The following is a 26,779-nucleotide window of genomic DNA, read 5'->3' as shown; positions in this document are numbered from 1 at the left end:
TCCGAGGCCGCCGCGTCCGGTGCTCCGGGACGCCGGAGCGGGGCCCGTCAGGAGGCGGGCTGCTGCTCCGGCATCCCGGGGAACGCCACGGGCGCCGCGCCCCACGCGAGCGCGGCGAGCCACGAGTCGGTGAGCAGCGCGAGCGCGTCCCCGCGGGACTCCGGGGCGGCGGTCGCGACGAGCGACGCGTACGACGCCGTGAGCTCCGTCTCGAGCCGCCGGGCGAGCGTCGTGACGTCCTCGCCGTCAGGGAGCACGTAGGCGGTCCGGCGCGGGTCCTGGTCCGTGCCGTCGGTCCCTGCGGCGAGCGCCCAGGCCTGGGCCCGCGCGCGGTGCTCGGCGGCGCGGGCGACGGCCGCGGTGCGGACGTCGCCGTCGACCTGGGCGCCCCGCACCTCCAGGGCGTACCCGGCGGCGTCCTCGGCGGCGACGAGCGTCGCGAGGTCGGCGGCGCCGACGCCCGAGGGCGTGTCCTCGACAGGGGCGACGGCGACGTCGAGGTCCGCCGCGGCGTCGGAGCCGGTCGCGGCGGCGAGACGCTGCGCCGAGACGTGCTCCGACGCCGCGACCGACGCGAGCAGTCGGGCGAGCTCCGCGTCCCGCGTCAGGTCGGCGGACGCGCGCGTGCGCTGCGCCGCCCCGACGAGCGCCGTCACGACGTCGTCCGTGGTCGGCGCCGCGGTGCTCGTGCCGTCCGCCGTCCCGTCCCCGGTGACCGGTGCGTCCTGCGAACCGTCGCCCGCGGGGTCGTCGGGACCCTCGTCGTCCCCCTCACCGGGGGCCGGCGACGTGGTGACCTCGACCGGCTCGGGCGAGCTCTCGCCGTCGGTCTCCGTGGGAACGGGCAGGCCCGACTCGTACACGCCGCCGAGCGCCTGCACGTGCTGCTCGGCGAAGCGGCCCGCCTCGTCGAGCGCCGCGAGCACGGTCGGGTCGGTGACGGTCGGTGCCACGGCGGCCGCGAGGTCCTCGACGGCGAGCGCGTCGTCCACGGCGGCCCGGCGGACGACCTCGTGCACGTCGGGGCTCGGCTCCGTGGGCTCGGGGGTCTCGAGCCGCACACCGCACCCCGCCACCAGCAGGGTGGTCACGAGGGCGAGCGCCGCGAGCACCGGCCGTCGGTGGCGACGGCCGTGGAACAGGGGCCGAGGGCTGCGCAGGGCGACTCGCCCGGAGGCTCCGGGCGCGAGGCGGGCAGCGGTGGCGTCGGGTGTCATCGGGGGCGATGATGTCATGTTCCGGGTGCGCGAGTCGTTACGCTGGACCCTGGTCGAGAGACAGCACAACAACACACCGGTCGTATCCGTGCCCGGCGTGGGAGCGGACAGGAGCTGAGTGATGGCAGGGCAGGCGGGCCGACAGGCCGCTGGGGAGACCGGCGGCAGAGGCGGTGACGCGCTCCGGGAGAGCGTGCGCCGGGGACTCGAGCCGGTGGTGGACGAGGCAGGGCTCCACCTCGAGGACGTCACGGTCTCCCGCGCCGGTGCGCGATCCGTGGTCCGGGTGGTCCTCGACCTCCCCGAGGATGCGCAGGGCAGCCTCAGCCTCGACGCGGTGGCCGAGGCCACGCGACCGATCTCCGCCGCGCTCGACGAGCTGGACGCCCTTCCCGGCGCCTACACGCTCGAGGTCTCGACGCCCGGCACCGACCGGCCGCTGACGGAGCGCCGCCACTTCCTGCGCGCGCGCGGCCGGCTGGTGCGGCTCGTCCTGGCCGACGGCGGTTCCGTCGAGGGGCGGCTCCGCGCCGTCGACGACGCCGGGCTGCACCTCGACGTCGCCGGTCCGCGCGGCGCGACGACCGACCGCGTCGTCGCCCTCGGGGACGTCGCGCGCGGGCAGGTCCAGGTCGAGCTGAAGCGCGCGCTCGAGGCCGACCTGCCGGAGCTCGACGCCGACGACACGGCGGATGCCGACGACGAGACCGCGGGCCGCGGTCCCCACGACGAGGAGGTCTGATCGATGGACATCGACATGAGCGCGCTGCGCCTGCTGGAGCGCGAGAAGGACATCAGCCTCGACGTCCTCGTCGCCGCGATCGAGCAGGCCCTGCTGTCCGCGTACCACCGCACGCCCGACGCGTACGCCCGGGCGCGCGTCGAGCTCGACCGCAAGAGCGGCCACGTCACGGTCTGGGCCCGCGAGGAGCTCCCGGCGACGCCGTCGGAGGACGACGACGAGGACGCGCCGCGCGGTCCCGTCGAGCACGGCCCCGAGTTCGACCACACGCCGGCGGACTTCGGCCGCATCGCGACGTCCACCGCGCGCCAGGTCATCGTGCAGCGCCTGCGGGACGCCGAGGACGACCAGATCCTCGGCACGTTCCGCGGCAAGGAGGGCGAGGTCCTCGCCGGGGTCATCCAGCAGGGCCGCGACCCGCGCGTCGTGCTCGTCGACGTCGGCGGGACCGAGGCGGTCCTGCCGCCGCACGAGCAGGTCCCGACCGAGGAGTACGTGCACGGCGAGCGCCTGCGCGCGTACGTCCTCGAGGTCGCCCGGGGAATGAAGGGCGCGCAGATCACGTTGAGCCGCACGCACCCGAACCTCGTGCGCAAGCTGTTCGAGCTCGAGGTCCCCGAGGTCGCGGACGGCTCCGTGGAGATCACCGCGATCGCCCGCGAGGCGGGACACCGGTCCAAGGTCGCCGTGCGCTCGACCGTGCCGGGGCTCGGCGCCAAGGGCGCGTGCATCGGGCCGATGGGCTCGCGCGTCCGCGCGGTCATGGCGGAGCTGCACGGCGAGAAGATCGACATCGTCGACCACAGCGACGACCCTGCGCGCCTCGTCGCGAACGCTCTCTCGCCGGCACGTGTGTCGTCCGTCACGATCGTCGACGCGGAGGCCCGTGCCGCCCGTGTCGTCGTCCCGGACTTCCAGCTCTCCCTCGCGATCGGCAAGGAGGGGCAGAACGCCCGGCTCGCCGCGAAGCTCACGGGGTGGCGGATAGACATCCGCTCCGACGAGGGCGGCGACGGTGCGTCGCCCGACGACCGGAGCTCCTCCGCCGGCGAGGCCCCGACCGCGGGTCGAGAGCCCGCGGAGCGGTAGCGCGCACGGTGCCTCGGTCACGTACCGCGGGGCAGCGCGCTAGACTGTCATCGACCGGGCCGCGTGCCCGCATCCCGACCGTGCCCACGGACCTCCCCCCGAACCCCGGAACTCCGGTGTCGGGTCCGGTCCGCACGTGCGTCGGGTGCCGGGAGCGCGACCTGAGATCCGTCCTCCTCCGTCTGGTCGTCGACCGGTCCGGCACGAGCGCCGACGAGCCCCGGCTCGCGGTCGACGTCCGGCGGTCGCTCCCAGGGCGCGGCGCGTGGCTCCACGCGACGACGCGGTGCCTCGAGGCGGCGGAACGCCGGCGGGCCGTCCCGCGGGCCCTGCGACTCGTAGGCCCGCTCGACCTCGCCGCGGTCCGCGCCGTCGTCGAGGCCCAGCAGGAGAAGGACGGACGAACCGCGCGTCACGACCAGGACCCCGGATGACCCGGGCCGGGTCACCCTGTGGCCGCACGCACGGCCGCACTGCACGACACGTCGACAAGGAAGCGGGTTAGAAGCCGATGGGCACGCGATGAGTACCCAGCGATGAGCACCCAGCACTAACGACGGTCCTCCCTGTCCGGGGCGGGCCGAGACAGGAGAGTTGTGGCAAAGGTCCGCGTCTACGAGCTCGCGAAGGAGCTCGGGGTGGAGAGCAAGACCATCATGACCAAGCTGACGGAGCTCGGTGAGTTCGTCCGCTCGGCATCCTCGACCATCGAGCCACCGGTGGTCCGCAAGCTGCGCGACGCCTTCCCCGCCGGGGGAGCAGCGCCGAGCCGTCCTGCGGCCGCCCGTCCGGCGCCCGCGGCGGCGTCGAAGCCCGCAGCACCGAAGCCCGCCCCGAAGGCGGAGCCGCGCCCGGCACCGGCGACGGAGGCCCCTGCCGCCGAGGCACCGGCCACGGCGCCCGCGCCGCAGGCACCTGCGGCCGAGGCAGCGGCGCCCGCAGAGCGTCCGGCGCCCGCGCCGGCTCCTGCGCCCGCGCAGAAGCCGACCGCCTCGCCCAAGCCGGGCGGTGGCTCCAACACGCCCGCGCCGCGTCCCGGCGCACGCCCCGGCGCGTCGCGTCCGGGCAACAACCCGTTCGCGCCCAGCCAGGGCATGCCGCGCCAGGGCGGTCCTCGCCCCGGCGCCCCGCGCCCGGGCAACAACCCGTTCGCGCCCAGCCAGGGCATGCCCCGTCCGGGCAGCCGTCCTGAGCGCACCGACGCCGGGGCTGCTGCCGGTGGTGGCGAGCGCTCGGGCGGTCCCCGTCCCGGTGGTCCCCGCCCCGCGCCGCGTCCCGGTGGTCCCCGTCCGAACCCGGGCATGATGCCGGGCCGCACCTCGGTCGGCCGTCCCGGTGAGCGTCCTGCTCCCGGTGGTCGTCCCGGCGGCGGCGGTGGCGGCGGAGGCCGCGGTGGCTTCGGCGGTCGTCCCGGTGGCGGTGGCGGTGCCCCCGGCGCCGGTGGCGGTTTCGCCGGTCGCCCCGGTGGTGGCGGTCGTCCCGGTGGCGCAGGCCGCGGGTCGACCCAGGGTGCCTTCGGTCGCGCCGGCGGACGCCCCGTCCGCGGACGCAAGTCGAAGCGGGCGAAGCGCCAGGAGTTCGAGCAGATGCAGGCGCCGTCGCTCGGCGGCGTGCAGGTTCCCCGCGGCAACGGCAAGACCGTCGTCCGCCTGCGGCACGGCTCGTCCCTGAACGACTTCGCCGACAAGATCGACGCGAACCCGGCGAGCCTCGTCACGGTGCTGTTCCACCTCGGTGAGATGGCGACCGCGACGCAGTCGCTCGACGAGGACACGTTCGGCACCCTCGCGTCCGAGCTGGGCTACATCATCGAGATGGTCTCGGCCGAGGAGGAGGACCGCGAGCTGCTCGGGTCGTTCGACATCGACCTGGACGCCGAGCTCGAGGCCGAGGGCGACGACGAGCTGGCGGCGCGTCCGCCGGTCGTCACCGTCATGGGCCACGTCGACCACGGAAAGACCAAGCTCCTCGACGCGATCCGCCAGACGGACGTCGTCGCGGGCGAGGCCGGCGGCATCACGCAGCACATCGGTGCCTACCAGGTGCGCCACGAGCACGAGGGCAACGACCGCGCCATCACCTTCATCGACACCCCGGGTCACGAGGCGTTCACCGCCATGCGTGCCCGTGGTGCCCAGGTGACGGACATCGCGATCCTCGTCGTGGCCGCCGACGACGGCGTCATGCCGCAGACCATCGAGGCGCTCAACCACGCCCAGGCGGCGAACGTCCCGATCGTCGTCGCGGTGAACAAGGTGGACAAGGAGGGGGCCAACCCCGCCAAGATCCGCCAGCAGCTCACCGAGTACAACCTGGTGGCCGAGGAGTACGGCGGCGACACGATGTTCGTCGACGTCTCCGCGAAGCAGAACATGGGCATCGACGACCTCCTCGAGGCCGTCCTGCTCACGGCCGACGCCTCGCTCGACCTGCGCGCCAACCCCGACAAGGACGCGCGCGGTGTCGCCATCGAGGCCAACCTGGACAAGGGCCGCGGCGCCGTCGCGACCGTCCTCGTCCAGTCCGGCACGCTGCACGTCGGTGACGCGATCGTCGCCGGCACGGCCCACGGCCGCGTCCGCGCGATGTTCGACGAGCACGGCACCGCCGTGACCGAGGCGGGCCCCGCCCGTCCGGTCCTCGTGCTCGGGCTCGCGTCCGTGCCGAGCGCCGGCGACACGTTCCTCGTGGCACCCGACGAGCGCACCGCCCGTCAGATCGCCGAGAAGCGCGAGGCCGCCGAGCGCGCCGCCCTCCTGGCCAAGCGCCGCAAGCGCATCAGCCTCGAGGACTTCACGCAGGCGCTCCAGCAGGGCAAGGTCGAGACCCTCAACCTCGTCCTCAAGGGCGACGTGTCGGGTGCCGTCGAGGCGCTCGAGGACGCGCTGCTCAAGATCGACGTCGGCGAGGAGGTCGAGCTGCGCGTCATCCACCGCGGTGTGGGTGCCATCACGCAGAACGACGTCAACCTGGCGACGGTCGACAACGCGATCATCATCGGCTTCAACGTGAAGTTCGGCGAGCGCGTCGAGGACCTGGCCGAGCGCGAGGGCGTCGACGTCCGCTTCTACTCGATCATCTACCAGGCGATCGACGACGTGGAGGCAGCGCTCAAGGGCATGCTCAAGCCGGAGTACGAGGAGGCCCAGCTGGGCGCCGCGGAGATCCGTGAGATCTTCCGCTCCTCCAAGTTCGGCAACATCGCCGGGTCGATCGTCCGGTCCGGCGAGATCCGCCGCAACGCCAAGGCGCGCGTGCTGCGCGACGGCAAGGTCGTGGGGGACAACCTCACGGTCGAGTCGCTCAAGCGGTTCAAGGACGACGCGACCGAGGTCCGCGAGGGCTACGAGTGCGGTATCGGGCTCGGGTCCTTCAACGACCTGCAGATCGGCGACACGATCGAGACGTTCGAGATGCGGGAGAAGCCGCGTTCCTGACGTTCGACGTTGCTCGGGGGCGGTCACGTTTCGTGGCCGCCCCCGGGCGTACCTGCGGCGCCGGCTCACCTCCGGACCGTGACTCCGCAGGGCGGCGGCGGGTCTACCATCCGCCCGCTCGTCCCTCGCGGGCTCCCGCCAGACCCACCACGACCCGCCGCCGCCCTGCTGCGCCCCGGTCCTCTGCGTGCGCCCCCCGGCTCGGCCGGGGACCACGGCGCGGCGTACGGTCGTCCCGTCATCGAGCCGGCGCCGCCCGGCATGAAAGGAAGAAAGTCATGGTCGATCACCCTCGGGCGAGGAAGCTCGCCGACCGGATCAAGGTCATCGTCGCGCAGATGCTGGACACGCGGATCAAGGACCCGCGGCTCGGGTTCGTCACCGTCACCGACGTGCGCGTGACCGGGGACCTGCAGAACGCCTCGGTGTTCTACACGGTCTACGGCACCGACGAGGAGCGGGAGGGCACCGCCGCCGCGCTGGAGAGCGCGAAGGGGATCATCCGGTCCGAGGTCGGCAAGCAGACGGGTATCCGCCTCACGCCGACGCTCGAGTTCCACCTGGACTCCGTGCCCGAGACGGCGGCGCACCTCGACGCTGCGCTCATCGAGGCCCGGCGTCGCGACGCCGAGCTCGCCGCGCTGCGCGAGGGCAAGTCCTTCGCGGGCGACGAGGACCCGTACCGCACGCCCGAGCAGGGCGATGAGCGCGCCGAGGACTGACCGCCCCGCGCCGCCGCCGCGGCGCCCGACCGCGCCCGACGGGCTCCTCGTCGTCGACAAGCCCGCGGGCTGGACGAGCCACGACGTCGTCGGGCGCGTCCGGCGGCTCGCCGGCACGCGCAAGGTCGGGCACGCCGGGACGCTCGACCCGATGGCCACCGGCGTGCTCGTGCTGGGCGTGGGTCGGGCGACGAAGCTGCTGACGTACGTCGTGGGCGCCGACAAGGAGTACCGGGCGACCGTGCGCCTCGGCGTGACGACGACGACCGACGACGCCGAGGGCGAGGTCGTCGCCCGGGCCGACGCGTCCGGCGTCGTACGGGCGGCCCTCGACGTGGAGGTGGCACGCCTCACGGGCGACATCCTCCAGGCGCCGAGCGCGGTCAGCGCGATCAAGGTCGACGGGAAGCGCGCGTACGCGCGCGTCCGTGCGGGCGAGCAGGTCGAGCTCGCGGCCCGGCCCGTGACCGTGTCGCGGTTCGACGTGCACGACGCGCGCACGGTCGCGCCCGGCACCGCCGGGCTGCCCGACGACGTCCCCGCGGCCCTCGACCTCGACGTCACCGTCGTGTGCTCGTCGGGCACGTACGTCCGCGCGCTCGCCCGGGATCTCGGGGCCGCTCTCGGCGTCGGGGGACACCTCACGGCGCTGCGACGCACGCGGGTCGGCGGCTACGCCCTCGAGGGGGCCGTCACCCTCGAGGAGGCCGAGGCGCAGGCCGACCGGGACGAGGTCCTCGCCACGGTGCCCCTCGCCGACGCGGCGCGCGCGACCTTCCCGGTGCGCGACCTCACCGACGCCGAGTCCGTCGCGCTGTCCTACGGTCAGTGGGTCGCGGCGTCGGGCGCCGCAGGGACGACGGCCGCGATGGCGCCCGACGGCACGCTCGTCGCGCTCGTCGAGGACACCCGCCGGGGCGGTGCGGACCTCGCGCGGCCCGTCCTCGTGCTCGCGCCTGCGTGACCTGCACCACACCACCGACCTCCTCGCGGGGGTCGCGCGGTCACGACGGCCGGTCCCCGTCGTGGCAGGCTTGACCCTCGCGACACCGTCGCCCGGCAGGACGTCGGCACGCCACCGGCCGGACGACCGATCCCTACACCACCCGAGGAGCTCGCACGTGCACCTGTGGACGGCCCTGAGCCAGGTCCCGTCGGGGTTCGGCCCGACCGTCGTGACCCTCGGCAACTTCGACGGCGTCCACCGCGGCCACGCACAGGTCCTCGGCCGCATCGTCGACCTCGCCCGGTCGCGCGACGCCCGGGCCGTCGCCGTGACGTTCCACCCGCACCCCGCCGTCGTGCACCGGCCGGACGAGGCGCCCGAGCTGATCACGGGCATCGCGGACCGGGTCGAGCTGCTCGCGGCCACCGGCCTCGACGCGGTCCTCCTCGTGGAGTACACGCTCGGCTTCGCGCGCCAGACGCCCGAGGAGTTCGTGCAGACGTACCTCGTCGACGGCCTGCACGCCGGGACCGTCGTCGTCGGTCACGACGTGCGGTTCGGACGGGACAACTCCGGCACCCTCGCCACGATGGTCGAGCTCGGCGCGCGCCACGGGTTCGAGGTCGTCGCGATCGACGACGTCGGACAGCACCAGGGCGTCCCCGTCACCGAGGGCGACGCCGGGCACGACGCCCGCTGGTCGTCGACCGGTGTGCGGGCGCTCCTCACGGCGGGCGACGTCCGGGAGGCGGCGCGCATCCTCGGGCGTCACCACCGGGTGCGCGGAGCCGTCGTCCACGGCGACGCGCGCGGTCGCGACCTGGGGTTCCCGACGGCCAACCTCGGGGAGATCGCCGGCATGGTCCCCGCGGACGGCGTCTACGCCGGATGGCTGGAACGCCCGCAGCTCGCCGCCGCCGACCCGGACCACCCGGACGTCCGGCTGCCCGCCGCGATCTCCATCGGCACCAACCCGACGTTCGACGGACTCGAGCGGCGCGTCGAGGCCTACGTGCTCGACCGCACCGACCTGGACCTCTACGACGAGGACGTCGTCCTCGAGCTCGTCGACCGCCTCCGGCCGACGCTGCGCTTCGACGGCGTCGAGCCCCTCGTCGCGCAGATGCACGACGACGTGGCGCGCGCGCGCACGGTGCTCGCGGCCGACGTGGGTCCCGCGGCGTGAGCGCGCCGGCCCTCGAGGCACGCGGCCTCCGGGTCGGCTACGGGGACGTGCCGGTCTGCGCGCCGGTCGACCTCACGGTGCGCGCCGGCGAGGTGTGGGCCGTCGTCGGACCCAACGGGAGCGGCAAGTCGACCCTCCTGCGCACGCTCCTCGGCCTCCAGCCGCCGCTCTCGGGTTCGGTCGCCGCGTTCGGCCGCCCGGTCGACGAGCGCGAGCGCGCCTTCCGCGCGCGCGTCGCGGGCGTCCTCGACGACGACGCGTACTTCCCGGGGCTCACGGTGCGCGAGCACCTCGTCCTCGTGGCGCGCGGCCACGGCGTACCGCGCGCGGGCGTGGTCGTCGACGCGCTCCTCGACCGCTTCGGGATCGCCTCGCACGGCGGGGCCTTCCCGACCGAGCTCTCGTCGGGCCAGCGTCGCAGGCTCCTGCTCGCCGCAGGGTTCGTCCGCCCGCGCGACCTGCTCGTGCTCGACGAGCCCGAGCAGCGGCTCGACCCGGGCATGCGCGCCGACCTCGCGGTCCTCCTCGGCGACGAGGCCCGGCGCGGCACGGCGGTCGTGCTCGCGTCCCACGACCCGGTGCTCGTCGGCGCTCTGGAACCGCACGGGCTGCTCGTCGGGGACGACGCGTGCACCGTCCTCGCCTCCGACCGGACGCGCGACGTGCTCGCCGAGGTGCGGTGACACGCCCGTGAGCGAGCTGTCGTCGGGCGCCGGGCGCGGCCCCCTGCCCGAGGTGCGCACCGACCCGGACGAGCTCCTCACCGGTCGTGAGCTGCGCACGCTCACGGCCCGCGCCGTGCGCGCCCGGGCCGACGCCGGTCCGGGCGAGGTGGTCGTCGACGTCGCCTACGCCGTCGTGTCGGCGCTGCTCGCGGTCGGGATGGTCGCCGGTGCCGCGAACGTGGTGCGCGGGGTGCTGCTCGCCGACCCGGGCGCCGACGCGGACGTCGTGCTGAGCGCGTCGACGGTCCGGGCGCTCGTGACGTGCGCGTTCCTGGCCGTCGTGCTCGCCGCCGCCGCTCGCCTCGGGCCGCTGGGGGTGGGCAGCGCGGGCGCGCGGTGGTGGCTCCCGGCGCCGTCCGGGCGCGGCGGTCTCCTCTCGCCGTCGTACGCCCGCGCCCTGCTCGCCGGCGCGGGTCTGGGCGCGCTCGGGGGAGCGGCGATCGCGCTCGGGACGGCCGCCGGTGTCGTCGACGCCGCGCGGGCCGCGCTCGCCGTCGGCGTCGTGGCCGTGCTCCTCGTCGTCGTCGCGGGACTCGTCCAGCCGCACGCGCGCGCCACGGCCCGGCTCGCGCGCTGGGCGGACGTCGCCGTCGCCGTCGTCCCGGTGGCGGGCGTCGCCCTCGTGCTCCGGGGCGGCGCGGACGTCACGGCGACGCTCCCGCCGCTGGTGGTCCTCGTCCTCGGCGCCGTCGCGGCCGGTCTCGCCGTCTGGTGGTGGACGCGCCGGGAACGCCTGGGCGCCCCCGTCCTGCGCGCGCAGGGGTCGGTCCTGGACCACGTGGGCGGAGCGGTGCTCTCGCTCGACGTCCGCGAGCTCGGTCGTGCGTTCGCGCGCGCGGGCGGGGCGCAGCGGCGCGTCCGGCGCGCTGCGTCGCTGCGCGTCGTGCGCGGACCCGCCACGGCGGTCGTCGCGGCCGACCTCGTGCTGCTGCGCCGCAGCCCGACGTCGCTCGCGCACCTCGCCGGCCTCGCGGCGCTGCTCGTCGTCGTCCACCAGGTGCCGGCGCTCGCGTCGGGCTTCGGCGCCTTCGTCGTGCTGGTCGCCGCGGGTCTGCGCGCGGCGCACCTCGGGGCGGAGGGCGCACGGACCGCCGACCTCGTCCCGGTCCTCGACGCGCTCGTGCCCGTCGGCGCGCGGGTGGGGCGGCTCGCGCGCGTGGTCACCCCGGCGCTGACGGCCGTCGTCTGCCTCGGTCTGGGCGTCGTGCCGCTCGCGCTCGGCACGGGCGACGCGCGGTGGCTCGTCCTCGCCGGGCTGTGCGGCGTCGTGCAGGGCGCCGCAGCCGTCCGCAGCGCGTACCGCACCCCGCCCGACTGGTCGGCCCCGCTCCTCGCCACGCCCGCCGGCGGGATCCCGACCGGTGCGGCCGCCGCCTTCCGCGTCGGCCCCGACGTCGCGCTCCTCGGCTCCGTCCCGCTCGGGGTCGCGCTCCTCGTGGGATCCGCGGGCTGGGGGACGCTCGTGGCGCAGGCGCTCGCAGCGGCCGTCGCGCTCGCCGTGGTGTCGCACGTCCGGTCGCGCTGACCGCGAAGGTCACGAACCCTCGGCGCTCGCCTCCCTCCGGGTGTGAGGCGCATCACAGCCGTGCTGCGCCGTCGCGGCCCTGTCGGCCGCCTCGCAACGTCCCACTCACAGGAAGGCTCGAGCCATGGAGGCTCAGCAGAACCCGGCGGCCACCGTCGCCGAGGACGTGGTCGACGCCGTCGCCCCCGACGCCGTCGACCAGGCGTCCACCCCGATCGGCCGGACCGTGCGCAGCGTCGGCCACGGATCGACCGTCGCCGCCGTCGACGACACCCCCGACGAGCGCGTCGACCCGGCGTCGTCGAACGCACCGCTCCTGCCCGCCGCGGAGGCAGCCGTCGCCCGCGACCACCTGCTGCACCGGTACGACTCCACGACCGCGTTCGACTACCTTTTCCCGGAGCTCGCCGACCGGTTCCCCGCGTTCCACCTGCCGGTGGGCGACGGCGCGACGGCGAGCACGGTCCAGGCGCTCACGGCCCTCGGCACGGCCATGGTGGCCCGTCCGGCGCCGGTGCCGGGGCGACCGCCGGTCGACCTCAACTCCCACGTCCCGGCCGTCTACACGTACTGGGGCCAGTTCATCGACCACGACATCACCCTCAACACGAACGGGCCGGACACGACGTCCGGCGACGGCGGCGACCAGGCGCTGGGCGACGTCGACGCGTCCCCGTTCGCGGTCTTCGGCCCGAAGGTCGTCGTCCGCTCGCTCCACAACGGCCGCCACCCCGCCCTCAACCTGGACTCGCTCTACGGCAGCGGGCCGGTGTTCGAGGGGGAACCGGGTGTCGGCACCACGCGCAGCGAGGCGTCGTACGTCCCCGGGTCGGCCAAGCTCCGTCTCGGCCGTATCGCGACGGAGCCCGTCGCGTTCCCCGGCGGCCCGACGTTCGCGCTCGTCGCGCCCGGCGACGACGCGCAGCGCGACCTCCCGCGCGACGAGACGGGTTCTCCGCTCATCCCGGACGGGCGCAACGACGAGAACCTCGTCGTGGCGCAGTTCCACCTCGCGATGATCCGGTTCCACAACGCGGTCGTCGACTGGGTCGGTGAGTTCGAGCCGTGGGTCCGCGTCGGGGGCGAGCGCGCAGTGTTCGAGCGCGCGAGCCAGCTCGTGCGGTGGCACTACCAGTGGCTCGTCGTCAACGACTACCTGCGCACGCTCACGAAGCCCGGTGTGCTCGACGCGGTCCTCTTCCGGGACACGTCGGTGTACCGCCCGCGCTACCCGATCTCGATGCCGCTCGAGTTCGCCGTCGCGGCGTTCCGCTTCGGCCACTCGATGATCCGCGACACGTACGACTTCAACGTCAACTTCACGGGGCCGCCGCCCGCCAACGCGAGCCTGGTCCAGCTGTTCCAGTTCACGGGCAACGGCGGCAGCCTGTTCCCGGGACCGTCGGGCGGCCCGGCGCTCCCGTCGAACTGGCCCATCGAGTGGACGCGGTTCGTGGACAAGGGCGACCCGTCGCCGTTCCGCATGGCCGAGAAGATCGACACGTTCCTCGCTCCGAGCCTCGGGACGCTCGTCAAGGAGGGCGTGCTGCCCGACGAGCCGCCCACGCACACGCCGCAGCAGCTCGCCGCGAGCGCGCTGCAGAAGCAGCTCGCCCAGCGCAACCTCCTGCGCGGCTACATGCTCGCGCTCCCGACGGGTGAGGCGGTCGCGAACGCGCTCGGGGTCACGCCTCTGACGACCGCCGAGCTCGAGGACCGTGCCGGCGACGACGTCAAGCAGGCTCTCGCCGCCCTGCGCGGAGGCGACCACGGCGGCACGCCGCTGTGGTACTACGTGCTCAAGGAGGCGGAGGTCCAGGGCAACGGGAGCTTCCTCGGCGACGTGGGGAGCAGGGTGCTGGCGGAGACGTTCGTGTACCTCCTGCGTCAGGACGACACGTCCTACGTGCGCGCGAGCAACCACTGGACGCCCGCGCAGGGCGTGCACTTCGAGGACGGGTCGCTCGTCCTCACGCTGCCGGACGTCCTGCGGTTCGCAGGCGTGCTGCCCGACGCCGCGGGGGAGTTCCGCGGCGGCGGCACCGCCGGGCACGACGGCGCACCGTGACCTGACCACCTGGCCACCAGGCACGACGGTGCGGCCCCCCTCGCGGGGAGGTCGCGCCGTCGTGCTGCGTCCGGTCCGCCGGTCGAGCCGTCGGGCCGGCCGCCGGCCGGACCGCGCGAGGGTGTCCACCTGGTAAGATCGACGGGCCGTCTGATCGGCCGCGGATCCAGAGAGCCTCAGGAAGTTCCTCCTGACGCGCCGCGCAACGAACCCGAAGGAGAACCGTGCCGCTCGACACTGCCACGAAGCAGCGCATCATGACCGAGTACGCGACGAGCGAGGGCGACACCGGTTCGCCGGAGGTCCAGATCGCGATGCTCTCGCAGCGCATCAAGGACCTGACCGAGCACCTCAAGGAGCACAAGCACGACCACCACAGCCGTCGTGGCCTGCTCCTCCTCGTCGGCCAGCGTCGCCGTCTCCTCGGCTACCTGCAGAAGGTCGACATCAACCGCTACCGCAGCCTGATCGAGCGTCTCGGTCTGCGCCGCTGAACCACCCTCTCCAGCCCGGTCCCCTGCGGGGGCCGGGCTGGTCTGGTGAGATGTACCCGTAGAACACCCACTGCGCCGCCGGCCTCTCGTTCGGTCCTCGGTAGTGGCCCACGGACCCCGTCGCGCGTCGTCCTCCCGGACGACGGACGGGTACCGCCGTGGACCTCGATCGAAGACCGCCGAGCGTCGAGCGCGACCGGAGCCCTCTGCGCGCCACGCGCGCGAGCGGCACGGACCGGAACCCTCGACAGGGCTACCCGGGCGGCGCTTCGAGAAAGGGAGGGCACCCGTGGAGGGTCCCGAGATCCAGTTCGCCGAGGCCACGATCGACAACGGTCGCTTCGGCACCCGCACCGTCCGGTTCGAGACCGGGCGCCTCGCCCGTCAGGCGGCGGGCTCCGTCGCCGCGTACCTCGACGACGAGACCATGCTCCTGTCGGCCACGACGGCCGGCAAGCACCCCAAGGAGCAGTTCGACTTCTTCCCGCTGACGGTGGACGTCGAGGAGCGCATGTACGCCGCGGGCCGCATCCCCGGCTCGTTCTTCCGCCGCGAGGGCCGTCCCTCGACGGACGCGATCCTCGCCTGCCGCCTCATCGACCGCCCGCTGCGCCCCCTGTTCGTCAAGGGCCTGCGCAACGAGGTCCAGGTCGTCATCACCGTCCTCGCGATCCACCCGGACGACGCGTACGACACCCTCGCGATCAACGCCGCCTCGGCGTCGACGCAGATCTCCGGCCTGCCGTTCTCCGGCCCGGTCGGCGCGGTGCGCATCGCGCTGATCGACGGCCAGTGGGTCGCGTTCCCCAAGTACTCCGACAAGGAGCGCGCCGTCTTCGACATGGTCGTCGCCGGCCGCAACGTCGTCGCGGCGGACGGCTCGACCGACGTCGCGATCGCCATGATCGAGGCCGAGGCCACCGACAACGCGTGGGGCCTCATCAAGGACGAGGGCGTGGGTGCCCCGACGGAGGACGTCGTCGCCGAGGGCATCGAGGCGGCCAAGCCGTTCATCAAGGCCCTGTGCGACGCGCAGGCCTCGCTCGCCGCGCAGTCCGCGAAGCCGGTCCGCGAGTTCCCCGTCTTCCTCGAGTACCAGGACGACGCGTTCGCGGCCGTCGAGGCCGAGGTCGCGGCGGACCTGCGCGACGCGCTCGCGATCGCCGACAAGCAGGACCGCGAGAACCGTCTCGACGAGATCAAGAACGAGATGGTGGGCAAGCTCCAGGCCGGGTTCGACGGCCGCGAGAAGGAGCTGTCGGCGGCGTACCGTTCGCTGCAGAAGAAGCTCGTGCGCCAGCGCGTCCTCACGGACGGCGTGCGCATCGACGGTCGTGGGCTCGCGGACATCCGCACGCTCTCGGCCGAGGTCGAGGTGCTCCCGCGCGTGCACGGCTCCGCGCTGTTCGAGCGTGGCGAGACCCAGATCATGGGCGTCACGACGCTCAACATGCTCCGCATGGAGCAGCAGATCGACTCGCTCGGTCCGGAGACGCGCAAGCGCTACATGCACAACTACAACTTCCCGCCCTACTCGACCGGTGAGACCGGCCGCGTGGGCAGCCCCAAGCGTCGCGAGATCGGGCACGGCGCCCTCGCCGAGCGCGCGCTCGTGCCGGTGCTGCCGAGCCGCGAGGAGTTCCCGTACGCCATCCGTCAGGTGTCCGAGGCCCTCGGCTCCAACGGGTCGACGTCCATGGGCTCGGTCTGCGCCTCGACGCTGTCGCTCCTCAACGCGGGCGTGCCGCTGCGCGCGGCCGTCGCGGGCATCGCGATGGGCCTCATCTCCGACACGGTCGACGGTGAGACGCGCTACGCGGCGCTCACCGACATCCTCGGGGCCGAGGACGCCTTCGGCGACATGGACTTCAAGGTCGCCGGCACGCGCGAGTTCGTCACGGCCATCCAGCTCGACACCAAGCTCGACGGCATCCCCGCCTCGGTGCTCGGCGGCGCGCTGACCCAGGCGCGCGACGCGCGCCTGACGATCCTGGACGTGCTCGCCGAGGCGATCGACGTCCCGGACGAGATGTCCCCGAACGCCCCGCGCGTCATCTCCGTGAAGGTGCCGGTCGACAAGATCGGCGAGGTCATCGGCCCCAAGGGCAAGATGATCAACCAGATCCAGGAGGAGACGGGCGCGGACATCTCCATCGAGGACGACGGCACGGTCTACATCGGCGCCACCGACGGCCCCTCGGCCGAGGCCGCCCGCGCGGCGATCAACGCGATCGCCAACCCGCACGTCCCGGAGATCGGCGAGCGCTTCGTCGGCACCGTCGTCAAGACGACGTCCTTCGGCGCGTTCATCTCGCTCTCCCCGGGCAAGGACGGTCTGCTGCACATCAGCCAGATCCGCAAGCTCGTGGGCGGCAAGCGCGTCGAGAACGTCGAGGACGTGCTCTCCATCGGCCAGAAGGTCCAGGTCGAGATCGGCGAGATCGACCCGCGCGGCAAGCTCTCGCTGCACGCCGTGGTCGAGGACGCCGGTGACGGCGCCGCGGAGGACGCTCCGGCCACCGAGGGCGGCGACGCCTGACGTGCCCTGGGACCTCCCGCTCGTCCCGGCCGGCAGCGCCGGGGCCGAGCTGACCGCCGGGCAGGACGGTGCGACCATCCGTCGCAGCGTCCTGCCCGGCGGGGTCCGCGTGCTCACCGAGTCGATGCCGGGCCTGCGCTCGGCCACGATGGGCGCGTGGGTCGGCGTGGGCTCGCGCGACGAGACCGACGGCCACTTCGGCTCGACCCACTTCCTCGAGCACCTGCTGTTCAAGGGCACCGCGCGTCGGTCCGCGATGGACATCGCCGAGGCGTTCGACGCCGTCGGTGGTGAGGCCAACGCGGCGACCGGCAAGGAGCACACCTGCTACTACGCGCGCGTGCTCGACACCGACCTGCCGATGGCGGTCGACGTCATCACGGACATGGTGACCTCCGCGCGCCTCGACGCCGACGAGCTCGAGACCGAGCGCGGCGTCATCCTCGAAGAGCTCGCGATGAACGACGACGACCCCTCGGACGTCGTCCACGAGGAGTTCGCCGCGGCCGTCCTCGCCGGCCACCCGCTGGGGCGGCCGATCGGGGGCACGCCCGACACCATCAACGCCGTCCCGCGCGACGCCGTGTGGGAGCACTACCGCTGGCATTACCGGCCCGAGACCCTCGTGGTCGCGGCGGCGGGCGGCGTCGACCACGACGTGCTCGTCGGCCAGGTGGAGCGAGCCCTGACCGACGGCGGGTGGTCGCTCGACGCGGCCGCAGCGCCCCGCGCGCGGCGCGACCCCCACGACCCCGCGCTGGCGGGCGTCGGGGCCGACGGCGTCGAGCTGACCATCCGGCGCACGGTGGAGCAGGCCAACGTCATCATCGGCGGGACGGGACTCTCCGCCACGGACGACCGCCGGTTCACGCTGTCCGTCCTCAGCGCCGCCCTCGGCGGGGGCATGAGCTCGCGCCTCTTCCAGGAGATCCGCGAGAAGCGCGGTCTCGCCTACTCGACGTACTCGTTCGCGTCGGGTCACGGCGGCATCGGCACGTTCGGCCTCTACGCGGGCTGCGCGCCCTCGAAGGTCGACGAGGTGACCGCGCTGCTGCACGGCGAGCTGGACCGGTTCGCCGACGACGGCATCACGGGCGCCGAGCTCGACCGCAGCATCGGCCAGCTCGCGGGCGGCCTCGTGCTCGGCCTGGAGGACTCGGGCTCGCGCATGAGCCGCCTGGGCAAGGCCGAGCTCGTCTACGGCGAGCTGCTGAGCGTCGAGGAGTCGCTCGACGCCATCCGGTCGGTCACCGCGGACGACGTGCGCAAGCTGGCGGGCGAGCTCGCCTCGCGTGCTCGTTCCGTCGTGCGCGTCGGTCCCTTCGGCGACTGAGCGCCGCCAGGGCGGACGCGCACCCGCGACCGCGTCCTGACGGTCCGCCGCACGGCCGTCCCTCCCGCACGGGAGGGGCGGCCGTCGTCGTGCTCGTCGTCACCCGGTCGACCGGGACGCGTCGACCCGCCGGATAGGGTGGCGGGCGTGAGCGAGCAGAACACCACCAGGCAGACCACCTCGGGCCCGCTGCGGGTCGCCGTGCTGGGCGCCGCGGGCCGCATGGGCGCGACCGTGTGCGCGGCGGTCGACGGCGCCCCCGACCTCGAGCTGGTCGCGCGCCTCGACGCGGGCGACACGATCTCGGCGGCGACGCTCGGCGGTGCGGACGTCGCCGTCGACTTCACCGTGCCGTCCGCGACCGAGGCGAACGTCCACGCTCTCGTCGACGCCGGGGTGCACGCCGTGGTCGGGACGACGGGCTGGACCGACGAGAGCCGGGGCCGACTGGTCGAGCACCTCGCGCGCGCGGCGGACGACGGACGACCCGGCCTCGGCGTCCTCATCGCCCCGAACTTCGGGCTCTCCGCCGTGCTCGCGATGACGTTCGCGGCCAAGGCCGCGCGCTACTTCGAGTCGGCCGAGGTCATCGAGCTCCACCACCCGGACAAGGTCGACGCGCCGTCGGGCACCGCACGGCACACCGCCGCCGCGATCGCCGCGGCCCGTGCCGACGCGGGCGTGGCGCCCGCCCCCGACGCCACGGAGACGGGCTGGGAGGCTCGCGGTGCCGACGTCGACGGCGTGCGCGTGCACGCGGTGCGGCTGCGCGGGCTCGTCGCGCACGAGGAGATCCTCTTCGGCAACCCGGGGGAGCAGCTCGTCATCCGGCAGGACTCGTTCGACCGCGTGTCGTTCATGCCGGGCGTGCTGCTCGCGGTGCGCGAGGTCGTGTCGCGACCGGGCCTGACCGTCGGGCTCGAGAACGTGCTGGACCTGGCGTGAGCCACGGTGCGCCCCGCGACCCGGGCGGTCCCGTCGGGCCGCGGGCACGCCGTCCGTGGAAGGCGATCGTGGGCGCGGTGCTCGTCACCGCGCTGCTCGCGCTCTACGTCTGGCAGGTCGCGGGCCGCGCCGCCGCCCTGATCCGGACCGGTGAGCCGGCCGCGATGGCCATCGGCGCGGGCGTGCTCGTCCTGCCGCTCCTCGTCGTCGGGCTCGTGGGCCGGGAGTTCCTCCTCGCGGGGACCGTGCAGCGGATGGCCGACGAGCTCGCCGGGTCCGGGCGGCTGCCCGTCGACGACCTGCCGCGGTCACCGGGGGGCCGCGTCGACCGGGCCGCCGCGGACGAGGCGTTCGGGCCGTACCGGGCGGCGGTGGAGGCCGAGCCGGAGAGCTGGGAGGCCTGGTACCACCTCGCGTTCGCGTACGACGCCTCGGGCGACCGGAAGCGTGCCCGCGAGGCGCTGCGCTCGGCCGCCCGCCTGTACCGCGCACGTCCGCGCTGACCGCTCCCCGGTCGCGCGACCTGACGGCACTCGGCGGCGGACGCGCCCCGGCCGCCGGCTCACAGGCTCGTCCAGCAGTAGAGGCGGTGCCCGTCGTCGTCCACGCGCACGCACAGTGCCGCCAGCTCGTGCAGCGCCCCCGCCAGGTCCCGGGGGTCGGAGCCCGCGAGCTCGTCCGTCGCGGCCCACCGGACGGCGATCTCCTCGACCGTGGCCGACGTCGCGGCGGCGAGCGCGGCGACGAGCTCGTCGGACACGGTGACCACCCACGGTCCCTCGTCACCCGCCGTCGCGACGAGGGAGCCGTGCCGAGGAAGGCGGACGACCTCCGCGTAGGGCCGGCCGACGAGGAGGCTCGTCAGCGTGCCGAGCACCACGAACGGGTCGATGCCCTTGAGCTCGACCGCCGCGAACGTGCGGCGCATCGTCGCGGGGTCCACGGCGCCGGGTGCCTCGACGGCGACGCTCGCGGCGTGCTCGTCGCCGACGGCGGCGAAGTAGTCGGTGAGGAGTCCCATGGCGGTCGATCCTCGCAGCGCCGTGGGCGTCGTGGGTCACGACCGTGTCACCGTCGTGTGACGAATCCTCTGAGGGGGCGGGGCCGGGGGCGCGGTGCGCAGCCCGTCAGACCTCCGCGACCCACCGGTGCTCGACGACGTCCCGCACGCCGGTCGCGAGGGTGCGGGTGCGGCCGTCCGGTCCGAGCCCGGCACCGGAGAGGAACGCCTCGCGCCCGGCGTCGCCGTCGAGCACCCACGTGACGACCTCGGTCGCGCCGTCGCGACGGAGCCGGTCGACCGCGGCGGCCAGGAGGCGCGAGCCGTGTCCGCCGCGCTGGTGCCGGGGCTCGACCTCGAGCGCGAGGAGCTGCCCGGGCGCGACCGCCGCGAACCCGACGACGTCGGCGCCGTCGCACGCGACGAGCACACCGAAGCCGGGGCCGGGCGGCGCGGAGATCGCGGCCGCCCACTGCTCGCGCATGCGGACGGTGTCGAGCGCGTCGAGGACGTCGTCGCCGAGCACCTCGTGGTGGTCGGCACGCCACGCGCCCACCTGGATCGCGGTCATCGCGACGTCGTCGCCGGGGACCGCGGGTCGTACGGAGACGTCGGCGGTCTCGCGGAAGAGGCTCATGGGCCCACCCTAGGCGGGCCGACGGTGCGCACCGTCAGCCCCAGCCGAGCGCGCGCAGCCCGGCGGCGGTCGCGGCGGCGAGCAGCACGACGACGATGAACGGCGCCCGCAGCGCGAGCGCGACGGCGGCGACGGCGATCGCGGGCAACCGCGCGTCGACGACGATCGCCTGTCCCGCGGCGAGCGTCTGCACGGCGACGAGCGCCCCCAGGAGGGACGCCGTGACGAGGGCGGCGGTGCGGGCGACGCGCTCGTCGGCGAGCCAGTGCTCGGGCACGAGGTGGCCCGCGAGCTTGAGCGCGAAGCAGACCGCGGAGGCGACGAGGACGACGAACCACACGGTGGCGGGGGACATCAGGACTCCTTCCGCGGGCGGCGTCGGGCGTCGACCTGCCCGACGACGATCGCCGTCGCGGCCGCGGCGAGCACGGGCAGACCCGGGGGCACGAGCGGGATCAGGACGACGGAGACGACGACGGCGGCGGCGACCGTGAGCTGCACGGCCCGGGTCGCGAGGCGCGGCCACAGGAGCGCGAGGAACGCCGCGCCGGCGGCGGCGTCGAGGCCCCAGGTCCGCGGGTCGCCGAGCGCGTCGCCCGCGAGCGCGCCCACGAGCGTCATGAGGTTCCAGAGCACGAAGACTCCGGCCCCCGTGAGCCAGAAGCCGGCACGTGCGGCGCGGCGCGAGCGCTGCGCCGTCGCGACGGCGGCGGACTCGTCGATCGTCAGCTGCGCGCCGAGCACCTTCTGCCACGCGCGCAGCGCGAGCAGCGGCCCGAGCTGTGCGCCGTAGAGGCTGTTGCGCACGCCGAGGAGACCCGCGGTGGTGATCGCCGCAGCCGCGGTGCCGCCCGCCCCGACGACGCCGACGAGAGCGAACTGCGACCCGCCGGAGAACATCAGCAGGCTGAGCGCCATCGTCTGCGCGACGTCGAGCCCGGCGACGACGGAGAGCGCGCCGAACGAGACGCCGTAGAGGCCGGTCGCGACGGAGACCGACACGGCCTGCCGGACGGCGCCGCGGACCTCGTCCTCGACGGCGGCCTCGACCGCGTCCTGCACGCCCTCCGGCCCGGTCACGCGTGCGGGTCCGCGGGGCCCTCGCCCGCTGCCGCGGCGTTCGCCGCGCGCTGGTGCGCCGTGAGGGACATCCGGTCGATCGCGGCGAGGGCCAGCGCCGAGACGACGAAGGCGAGATGGATGACGACCTGCCACAGCATGACGTCGTTCGAGATGCGTCCGCTCGAGGACTCGATGAACGTGCGGAGCAGGTGGATGGACGAGATGCCGACGATCGACATGGCCAGCTTGGTCTTGAGGACGTTCGCGTTGACGTGGCTCAGCCACTCCGGCTGGTCGGGGTGACCCTCGAGCCGGATGCGCGAGACGAACGTCTCGTAGCCGCCGACGATGACCATGATGAGGAGGTTCGAGATCATCACGACGTCGACGAGGCCCAGCACCGCGAGCATGATCTCCTCGGCGCCGAAGACGTGCGCGACCATCTCGTGCGTCTCGGTGTCCTCGACCACGTGCTCGCCCGTGAAGCCGCCCACGATGAGGTGCCAGAGCTCCTTGAGGAACTGCCACACGTAGACGACCTGCGCGACGATGAGACCGAAGTAGAGCGGCGCCTGGAGCCAGCGGGACGCGAAGATCATGTAGCCGACGGCCGTGACCCGCGCGCTCGGGGACGGGAGGTTCGGGGCGGTCGGGGCAGGTGCGACGGGCACGGGCGTGGTCTCTCCGGGAGGTCGGGCGGCGCGGGGGAGCGGGCGCGCTGCGCTCGGCGAGGCAGGGCCGGCGTCAGGCTACCAACGGTCGACCGACGGGCGTCCCCGGTCCGGTGAACCGTCCCGGGTCCCGGCTGTCACAGCGCGACGTACACGGTCTCCTGGTACTCCTCGAGCCCGGCCTCGCCGCCCTCGCGCCCGAGACCGGACTGCTTGAGGCCGCCGAACGGCGCGCTCGCGTCGGAGACCATGCCCCGGTTGATGCCGATCATCCCCGCCTCGACCTCCTCCGAGACGCGGACCGCGCGGTCGAGAGACGTCGTGTACGCGTAGGCGGCGAGGCCGTACTCGGTCGCGTTGGCCAGCGCGATGCCCTCGTCGTCGTCGCCGAACGCGACCACGGGCGCGACCGGCCCGAAGATCTCCTCGGTGACCACGCGCGCGTCGGGGTCCACGCCGGAGAGGACCGTGGGCGCGTAGAAGTGCCCGACGTCGCGCGGCCGGCGAGCGCCGGTGAGGACCTGGGCACCGCCGTCGGACGCCGCCCCGACGAGCTCCTCGACCGCGTCCACCGCCTTCGCCTCGATGAGCGGTCCGACCTGCACGCCGTCCTCGGCGCCCGGTCCGACGCGCAGGCCCTCGAACGCGGTGGCGAGACGCTGCGCGAACTCGCGCGCCACGGCGTCGTGCACGAGGAAGCGGTTGGCGGCGACGCAGCTCTGGCCGGCGTTGCGCAGCTTGGCGACGAGCGCGCCCTCGACGGCGGCGTCGAGGTCGGCGTCGGCGAACACGACGAACGGTGCGTTGCCGCCGAGCTCCATCGAGGTCCGCAGCACCTGCTGCGCGGCCTTCTCGAGCAGCGTGCGCCCGACGGCCGTCGAGCCGGTGAACGACAGCTTGCGCAGGCGCGGGTCGGCGAGCAGCGGCTCGCTGACGTCCGACGCGCGCGAGGAGGGCACCACGTTGACGACGCCCGCCGGCAGGCCGCGGTCGGCGAGCTCGGACCGCACGACCTCCGCGACGAGCGCCGTCGTGAGGGGCGTGAGGCGAGCGGGCTTGACGACGACGGTGCACCCGGCGGCGAGCGCCGGGCCGATCTTGCGCGTCGCCATCGCGATCGGGAAGTTCCACGGCGTGATGAGCAGCGCCGGGCCGACCGGGCGGCGATGGACGAGCTGCCGGTTCCCGCCCGCCGGGGCGGTGCGCACGAGACCGTCCGCGCGGACGGCCTGCTCGGCGTACCAGCGCAGGAAGTCGGCGCCGTACAGCACCTCGGCGCGGGCCTCGGCGAGCGGCTTGCCGCACTCCGCCGTGATGAGGGCCGCGACGTCGTCGGCGCGCGCGACGAGCCGGTCGTAGACGGCACGCAGGACCTCGCCGCGCTCGCGCGGCGGCGTCGCGCGCCACGCGGGGGCGGCCCGGTGCGCGGCGTCCAGGGCGCGCAGGGCGTCCGCCGGGCTCGCGTCGGCGACGTCGAACAGCGACTCCTCGGACGCCGGGTCCTCGACCTCGAACGTCCGCCCGCCCTCGGCCGGTCCCCAGCGTCCGTCGACGAGCAGGCCCGTGGGCACGTGCGCGACGAGCGCGGGGGACAGGTGGGACGCCGACGCCGGACGGGACATGGTCCGAGTATCGCCCCAACCTCCGGACGGCGCAGCGCCCGGCGGTGCGCGGCACGGTAGTTTGTGCACATGGTCCTTCCCACCACCCCCGCGCGCCCGTTCGGGGCCGTCCTCACCGCGATGATCACGCCGATGACGCCCGACGGCGCCGTCGACCTCGAGGCGGCGGCACGGCTCGCGGAGCGTCTGGTGGACGGCGGCAACGACGGGCTCGTGCTCAACGGCACGACGGGGGAGTCCCCGACCACCCACGCCCCGGAGAAGGCGGACCTCGTGCGCGTCGTCGTCGAGGCCGTGGGGGACCGGGCCGCGGTCGTCGCAGGGGCCGGCTCCAACGACACGGACCACGCGCTGCGGATGGCCGAGCAGGCCGCCGAGGCGGGGGCCGACGGCCTGCTGGTCGTGTCGCCCTACTACTCGCGGCCGAACCAGGAAGGCCTCTACCGGCACTTCGTCGCCGTCGCGGACGCCACCGACCTGCCGATCATGCTCTACGACGTCCCCGGCCGCACCGCGGTCCGGATCGCGGCCGACACCTACGCACGTGTCGCCGCGCACGAGCGGGTCGTCGCGACGAAGGACGCGTCGGGTGACGTGTACGCCGCGGCCACGCTCGCCGCCTCGACCGGTCTCGCCGTGTACAGCGGGGACGACACGCTGCTGCTGCCGTTCCTCGCGCACGGCGGAGCGGGCGTCGTCGGGGTCGCCTCCCACGTCGTCGCGTCGCGGTACGCCGAGGTCGTCCGCCGGTTCGACGCCGGCGACCACGCAGGCGCCCTCGAGGTGTTCCTCACCACCGTCCCCGTCATCGACGCGCTCAACGCCGCAGGGTTCCAGGCGGTGATGGCCAAGGCCGCGGTCGAGCTGCTCGGCATCACCGGCAACCGCCACCTGCGCCTGCCCAACGTCGCGGCGAGCGAGGAGGAGGTCGCGCTCGTGCGCGACGCCCTCGCGGCCGCGGGCCTGCTCCCGGTGGGAGCACCGGTCGCGTCGTAGCGCGACCACCCAGACATCGATCCATCGGCTCAGCCACGACAGGAGGCCTCATGAGCCACCCCCATCCCGAACTCTCCCTGCCTCCCGAGCTCCCGGCCGGAGGGCTGCGCATCGTGGCCCTCGGCGGGCTCGGCGAGGTCGGGCGCAACATGGCCGTCCTCGAGTACGACGGGCGGCTGCTCGTCATCGACTGCGGCGTCCTGTTCCCCGAGGACCACCAGCCCGGCGTCGACCTCATCCTCCCGGACTTCGACTACATCGCCGACCGTCTCGACGACATCGAGGCGATCGTGCTCACCCACGGGCACGAGGACCACATCGGCGCCGTCCCCTACCTGCTGCGACTGCGCCGCGACATCCCGCTCGTCGGGTCGCAGCTCACGCTCGCGTTCGTCGAGGCGAAGCTCAAGGAGCACCGCGTCTCGCCCGTGACGCTGGCCGTCAAGGAGGGCCAGGTCGAGCAGCTGGGCGTGTTCCGGTGCGAGTTCGTCGCCGTGAACCACTCCATCCCGGACGCGCTCGCGGTGGCGGTCACCACCGGGGCGGGCACGGTCCTGCACACGGGCGACTTCAAGATGGACCAGCTCCCGATGGACGGTCGGATCACCGACCTGCGCGCGTTCGCGCGCCTCGGCGAGCAGGGTGTCGACCTCTTCATGGTGGACTCCACCAACGCCGAGGTCCCCGGCTTCGTCACGCCCGAGGTCGAGATCGGCCCGGTGCTCGACACCGTGTTCGCGCAGTCGGAGAAGCGCATCATCGTGGCGTCCTTCTCCTCGCACGTGCACCGCGTCCAGCAGGTGCTCAACGCGGCGCACCACCACGGGCGCCGCGTCGCGCTCGTCGGGCGCTCGATGGTCCGCAACATGACCATCGCCTCCGAGCTCGGCTACCTGAAGGTTCCCGAGGGCGTGCTCATCGACCTCAAGAAGGTCGACTCGCTGCGCGACGACGAGATCGTCCTCATGTGCACCGGGTCGCAGGGCGAGCCCATGGCCGCGCTGTCCCGCATGGCGAACGGCGACCACAAGGTGTCCGTCGGCATGGGGGACACCGTCATCCTCGCGTCGTCGCTCATCCCGGGCAACGAGAACGCCGTCTTCCGGATCATCAACGGCCTCACCCGGCTCGGGGCGCGCGTCGTGCACGGCGGCAACGCCAAGGTGCACGTGTCCGGTCACGCGAGCGCCGGTGAGCTCCTCTACTGCTACAACGTCATCAAGCCGAAGAACGTCATGCCGGTCCACGGCGAGGTGCGCCACCTCGTGGCCAACGGGGCGCTCGCGGTCCGGACCGGGGTGCCGGCGGACCGGGTCGTGCTCGCCGAGGACGGCGTCGTCGTCGACCTCGTCGACGGGAAGGCGTCCGTCGTCGGTGCCGTGCCCTGCGGGTACGTCTACGTGGACGGGTCGAGCGTCGGGGAGATCACCGACGCGGAGCTCAAGGACCGGCGCATCCTCGGCGAGGAGGGCTTCGTCTCCGTCTTCGCCGTCGTCGACTCCGCGACCGGGAAGGTGCTCGCCGGTCCGCAGATCCTCGCCCGCGGCTTCGCGGAGGACGACGCGGTGTTCGAGGGCATCCGGCCCGACCTCGTCCAGGCGCTCGAGGACGCGATCGCGGGCGGCGCGACCGACACGCACCAGCTCCAGCAGGTGATGCGACGGGTCATCGGACGCTGGGTGTCGAACCGCCTGCGCCGTCGCCCGATGATCGTCCCGGTCGTCGTCGAGGCGTAGCCGTCGCCCCCCGGGATCGCCGTCCGGTGGACGGCGGTCCGGGGGACGGTGCCGCGGCCCTATCCTGGCGCTCCGCTCGAGCCCAGG

The 26,779-nt window shown here is 74.3% G+C and carries 24 protein-coding genes; 17 read left to right on the top strand and 7 right to left on the bottom strand.

Going from position 1 to position 26,779, the window contains the following annotated elements; translation table 11 throughout:
- Positions 1-47: 47 nt before the first annotated feature.
- Positions 48-1,217 (bottom strand): DUF4439 domain-containing protein, encoded by a 1,170-nt coding sequence (locus ACZCLJ_RS05210; RefSeq protein WP_463105681.1) that lies wholly within the window; start codon positions 1,215-1,217, stop codon positions 48-50.
- 193 nt (positions 1,218-1,410) lie between these two features.
- Here ACZCLJ_RS05210 and rimP point away from each other — a divergent pair, with 193 nt between their 5' ends.
- From rimP to ACZCLJ_RS05135, 15 genes are all read left to right on the top strand, one after another.
- Positions 1,411-1,959 carry a ribosome maturation factor RimP gene (gene rimP, locus ACZCLJ_RS05205; RefSeq protein ID WP_463105680.1) on the top strand — a complete coding sequence of 183 codons (549 nt, stop codon included), beginning with the start codon at positions 1,411-1,413 and terminating at the stop codon, positions 1,957-1,959.
- Between the two features lie 3 nt (positions 1,960-1,962).
- Complete coding sequence (gene nusA, locus ACZCLJ_RS05200; protein ID WP_463105679.1) at positions 1,963-3,048, top strand: transcription termination factor NusA; 1,086 nt, start codon at positions 1,963-1,965, stop codon at positions 3,046-3,048.
- Between the two features lie 80 nt (positions 3,049-3,128).
- Positions 3,129-3,482: a YlxR family protein gene (locus tag ACZCLJ_RS05195; protein WP_463105678.1), complete on the top strand. Its 354-nt coding sequence runs from the start codon at positions 3,129-3,131 to the stop codon at positions 3,480-3,482.
- Positions 3,483-3,644: 162 nt separating this feature from the next.
- Positions 3,645-6,485 (top strand): translation initiation factor IF-2, encoded by a 2,841-nt coding sequence (infB, locus tag ACZCLJ_RS05190; protein ID WP_251150675.1) that lies wholly within the window; start codon positions 3,645-3,647, stop codon positions 6,483-6,485.
- 278 nt (positions 6,486-6,763) lie between these two features.
- Positions 6,764-7,207, top strand: coding sequence for a 30S ribosome-binding factor RbfA (rbfA, locus tag ACZCLJ_RS05185; RefSeq protein WP_251150676.1), 444 nt, complete (start codon positions 6,764-6,766; stop codon positions 7,205-7,207).
- Positions 7,188-8,171, top strand: coding sequence for a tRNA pseudouridine(55) synthase TruB (truB, locus tag ACZCLJ_RS05180; RefSeq protein WP_463105677.1), 984 nt, complete (start codon positions 7,188-7,190; stop codon positions 8,169-8,171). Before rbfA ends, truB begins: the two co-directional genes overlap by 20 nt.
- A 157-nt stretch (positions 8,172-8,328) precedes the next feature.
- A complete protein-coding gene (locus ACZCLJ_RS05175) occupies positions 8,329-9,339 on the top strand; it encodes a bifunctional riboflavin kinase/FAD synthetase (protein ID WP_251150678.1) in 1,011 nt (336 codons plus the stop codon).
- Positions 9,336-10,022, top strand: coding sequence for an ABC transporter ATP-binding protein (locus ACZCLJ_RS05170; RefSeq protein ID WP_251150679.1), 687 nt, complete (start codon positions 9,336-9,338; stop codon positions 10,020-10,022). Before ACZCLJ_RS05175 ends, ACZCLJ_RS05170 begins: the two co-directional genes overlap by 4 nt.
- Positions 10,023-10,029: 7 nt before the next feature.
- Positions 10,030-11,589 carry a DUF6297 family protein gene (locus tag ACZCLJ_RS05165; protein ID WP_251150680.1) on the top strand — a complete coding sequence of 520 codons (1,560 nt, stop codon included), beginning with the start codon at positions 10,030-10,032 and terminating at the stop codon, positions 11,587-11,589.
- A gap of 124 nt (positions 11,590-11,713) precedes the next feature.
- Entirely contained in the window at positions 11,714-13,657 is a 1,944-nt protein-coding gene (locus ACZCLJ_RS05160; RefSeq protein WP_463105676.1) for a peroxidase family protein, read from the top strand.
- A gap of 224 nt (positions 13,658-13,881) precedes the next feature.
- On the top strand, positions 13,882-14,151 hold the full coding sequence (rpsO, locus tag ACZCLJ_RS05155) for a 30S ribosomal protein S15 (RefSeq protein WP_251150682.1): 270 nt from the start codon (positions 13,882-13,884) through the stop codon (positions 14,149-14,151).
- Between the two features lie 289 nt (positions 14,152-14,440).
- Positions 14,441-16,690 (top strand): polyribonucleotide nucleotidyltransferase, encoded by a 2,250-nt coding sequence (locus ACZCLJ_RS05150; RefSeq protein WP_251150683.1) that lies wholly within the window; start codon positions 14,441-14,443, stop codon positions 16,688-16,690.
- Position 16,691: 1 nt separating this feature from the next.
- The gene (locus tag ACZCLJ_RS05145) at positions 16,692-18,023 is read left to right on the top strand and encodes a M16 family metallopeptidase (RefSeq protein ID WP_251150684.1); all 1,332 of its coding nucleotides are present in this window, start codon (positions 16,692-16,694) and stop codon (positions 18,021-18,023) included.
- A gap of 147 nt (positions 18,024-18,170) precedes the next feature.
- Positions 18,171-18,968, top strand: a complete 798-nt coding sequence (gene dapB / locus ACZCLJ_RS05140) for a 4-hydroxy-tetrahydrodipicolinate reductase (protein ID WP_285821103.1) — start codon at positions 18,171-18,173, stop codon at positions 18,966-18,968.
- A complete protein-coding gene (locus tag ACZCLJ_RS05135) occupies positions 18,965-19,471 on the top strand; it encodes a hypothetical protein (protein ID WP_251150685.1) in 507 nt (168 codons plus the stop codon). The genes dapB and ACZCLJ_RS05135 overlap by 4 nt, the downstream gene beginning before the upstream one ends.
- A 59-nt stretch (positions 19,472-19,530) precedes the next feature.
- On the opposite strand, the gene ACZCLJ_RS05130 is transcribed toward ACZCLJ_RS05135, so the two are convergent.
- From ACZCLJ_RS05130 to ACZCLJ_RS05105, 6 genes are all read right to left on the bottom strand, one after another.
- Positions 19,531-19,989: a hypothetical protein gene (locus ACZCLJ_RS05130; RefSeq protein ID WP_463105675.1), complete on the bottom strand. Its 459-nt coding sequence runs from the start codon at positions 19,987-19,989 to the stop codon at positions 19,531-19,533.
- A gap of 106 nt (positions 19,990-20,095) precedes the next feature.
- Positions 20,096-20,605, bottom strand: a complete 510-nt coding sequence (locus tag ACZCLJ_RS05125) for a GNAT family N-acetyltransferase (RefSeq protein WP_251150687.1) — start codon at positions 20,603-20,605, stop codon at positions 20,096-20,098.
- A 34-nt stretch (positions 20,606-20,639) separates the two neighbouring features.
- Positions 20,640-20,960, bottom strand: a complete 321-nt coding sequence (locus tag ACZCLJ_RS05120) for an AzlD domain-containing protein (RefSeq protein WP_251150688.1) — start codon at positions 20,958-20,960, stop codon at positions 20,640-20,642.
- The gene (locus ACZCLJ_RS05115; RefSeq protein ID WP_463105674.1) at positions 20,960-21,685 is read right to left on the bottom strand and encodes an AzlC family ABC transporter permease; all 726 of its coding nucleotides are present in this window, start codon (positions 21,683-21,685) and stop codon (positions 20,960-20,962) included. Before ACZCLJ_RS05115 ends, ACZCLJ_RS05120 begins: the two co-directional genes overlap by 1 nt.
- On the bottom strand, positions 21,682-22,338 hold the full coding sequence (locus tag ACZCLJ_RS05110) for a TIGR00645 family protein (protein ID WP_251150689.1): 657 nt from the start codon (positions 22,336-22,338) through the stop codon (positions 21,682-21,684). The genes ACZCLJ_RS05115 and ACZCLJ_RS05110 overlap by 4 nt, the downstream gene beginning before the upstream one ends.
- A gap of 137 nt (positions 22,339-22,475) precedes the next feature.
- The gene (locus ACZCLJ_RS05105; protein WP_251150690.1) at positions 22,476-23,960 is read right to left on the bottom strand and encodes an NAD-dependent succinate-semialdehyde dehydrogenase; all 1,485 of its coding nucleotides are present in this window, start codon (positions 23,958-23,960) and stop codon (positions 22,476-22,478) included.
- Between the two features lie 69 nt (positions 23,961-24,029).
- Here ACZCLJ_RS05105 and dapA point away from each other — a divergent pair, with 69 nt between their 5' ends.
- Together dapA and ACZCLJ_RS05095 are read left to right on the top strand one after the other, a co-directional pair.
- Entirely contained in the window at positions 24,030-24,956 is a 927-nt protein-coding gene (gene dapA, locus ACZCLJ_RS05100) for a 4-hydroxy-tetrahydrodipicolinate synthase (protein WP_251150691.1), read from the top strand.
- A gap of 50 nt (positions 24,957-25,006) precedes the next feature.
- Positions 25,007-26,692 (top strand): ribonuclease J, encoded by a 1,686-nt coding sequence (locus tag ACZCLJ_RS05095; protein WP_251150692.1) that lies wholly within the window; start codon positions 25,007-25,009, stop codon positions 26,690-26,692.
- Positions 26,693-26,779: the final 87 nt, after the last annotated feature.

It is taken from the genome of Cellulosimicrobium sp. So1_17 (assembly GCF_055181235.1).
This window is presented reverse-complemented; position numbering and strand designations above follow the sequence as displayed.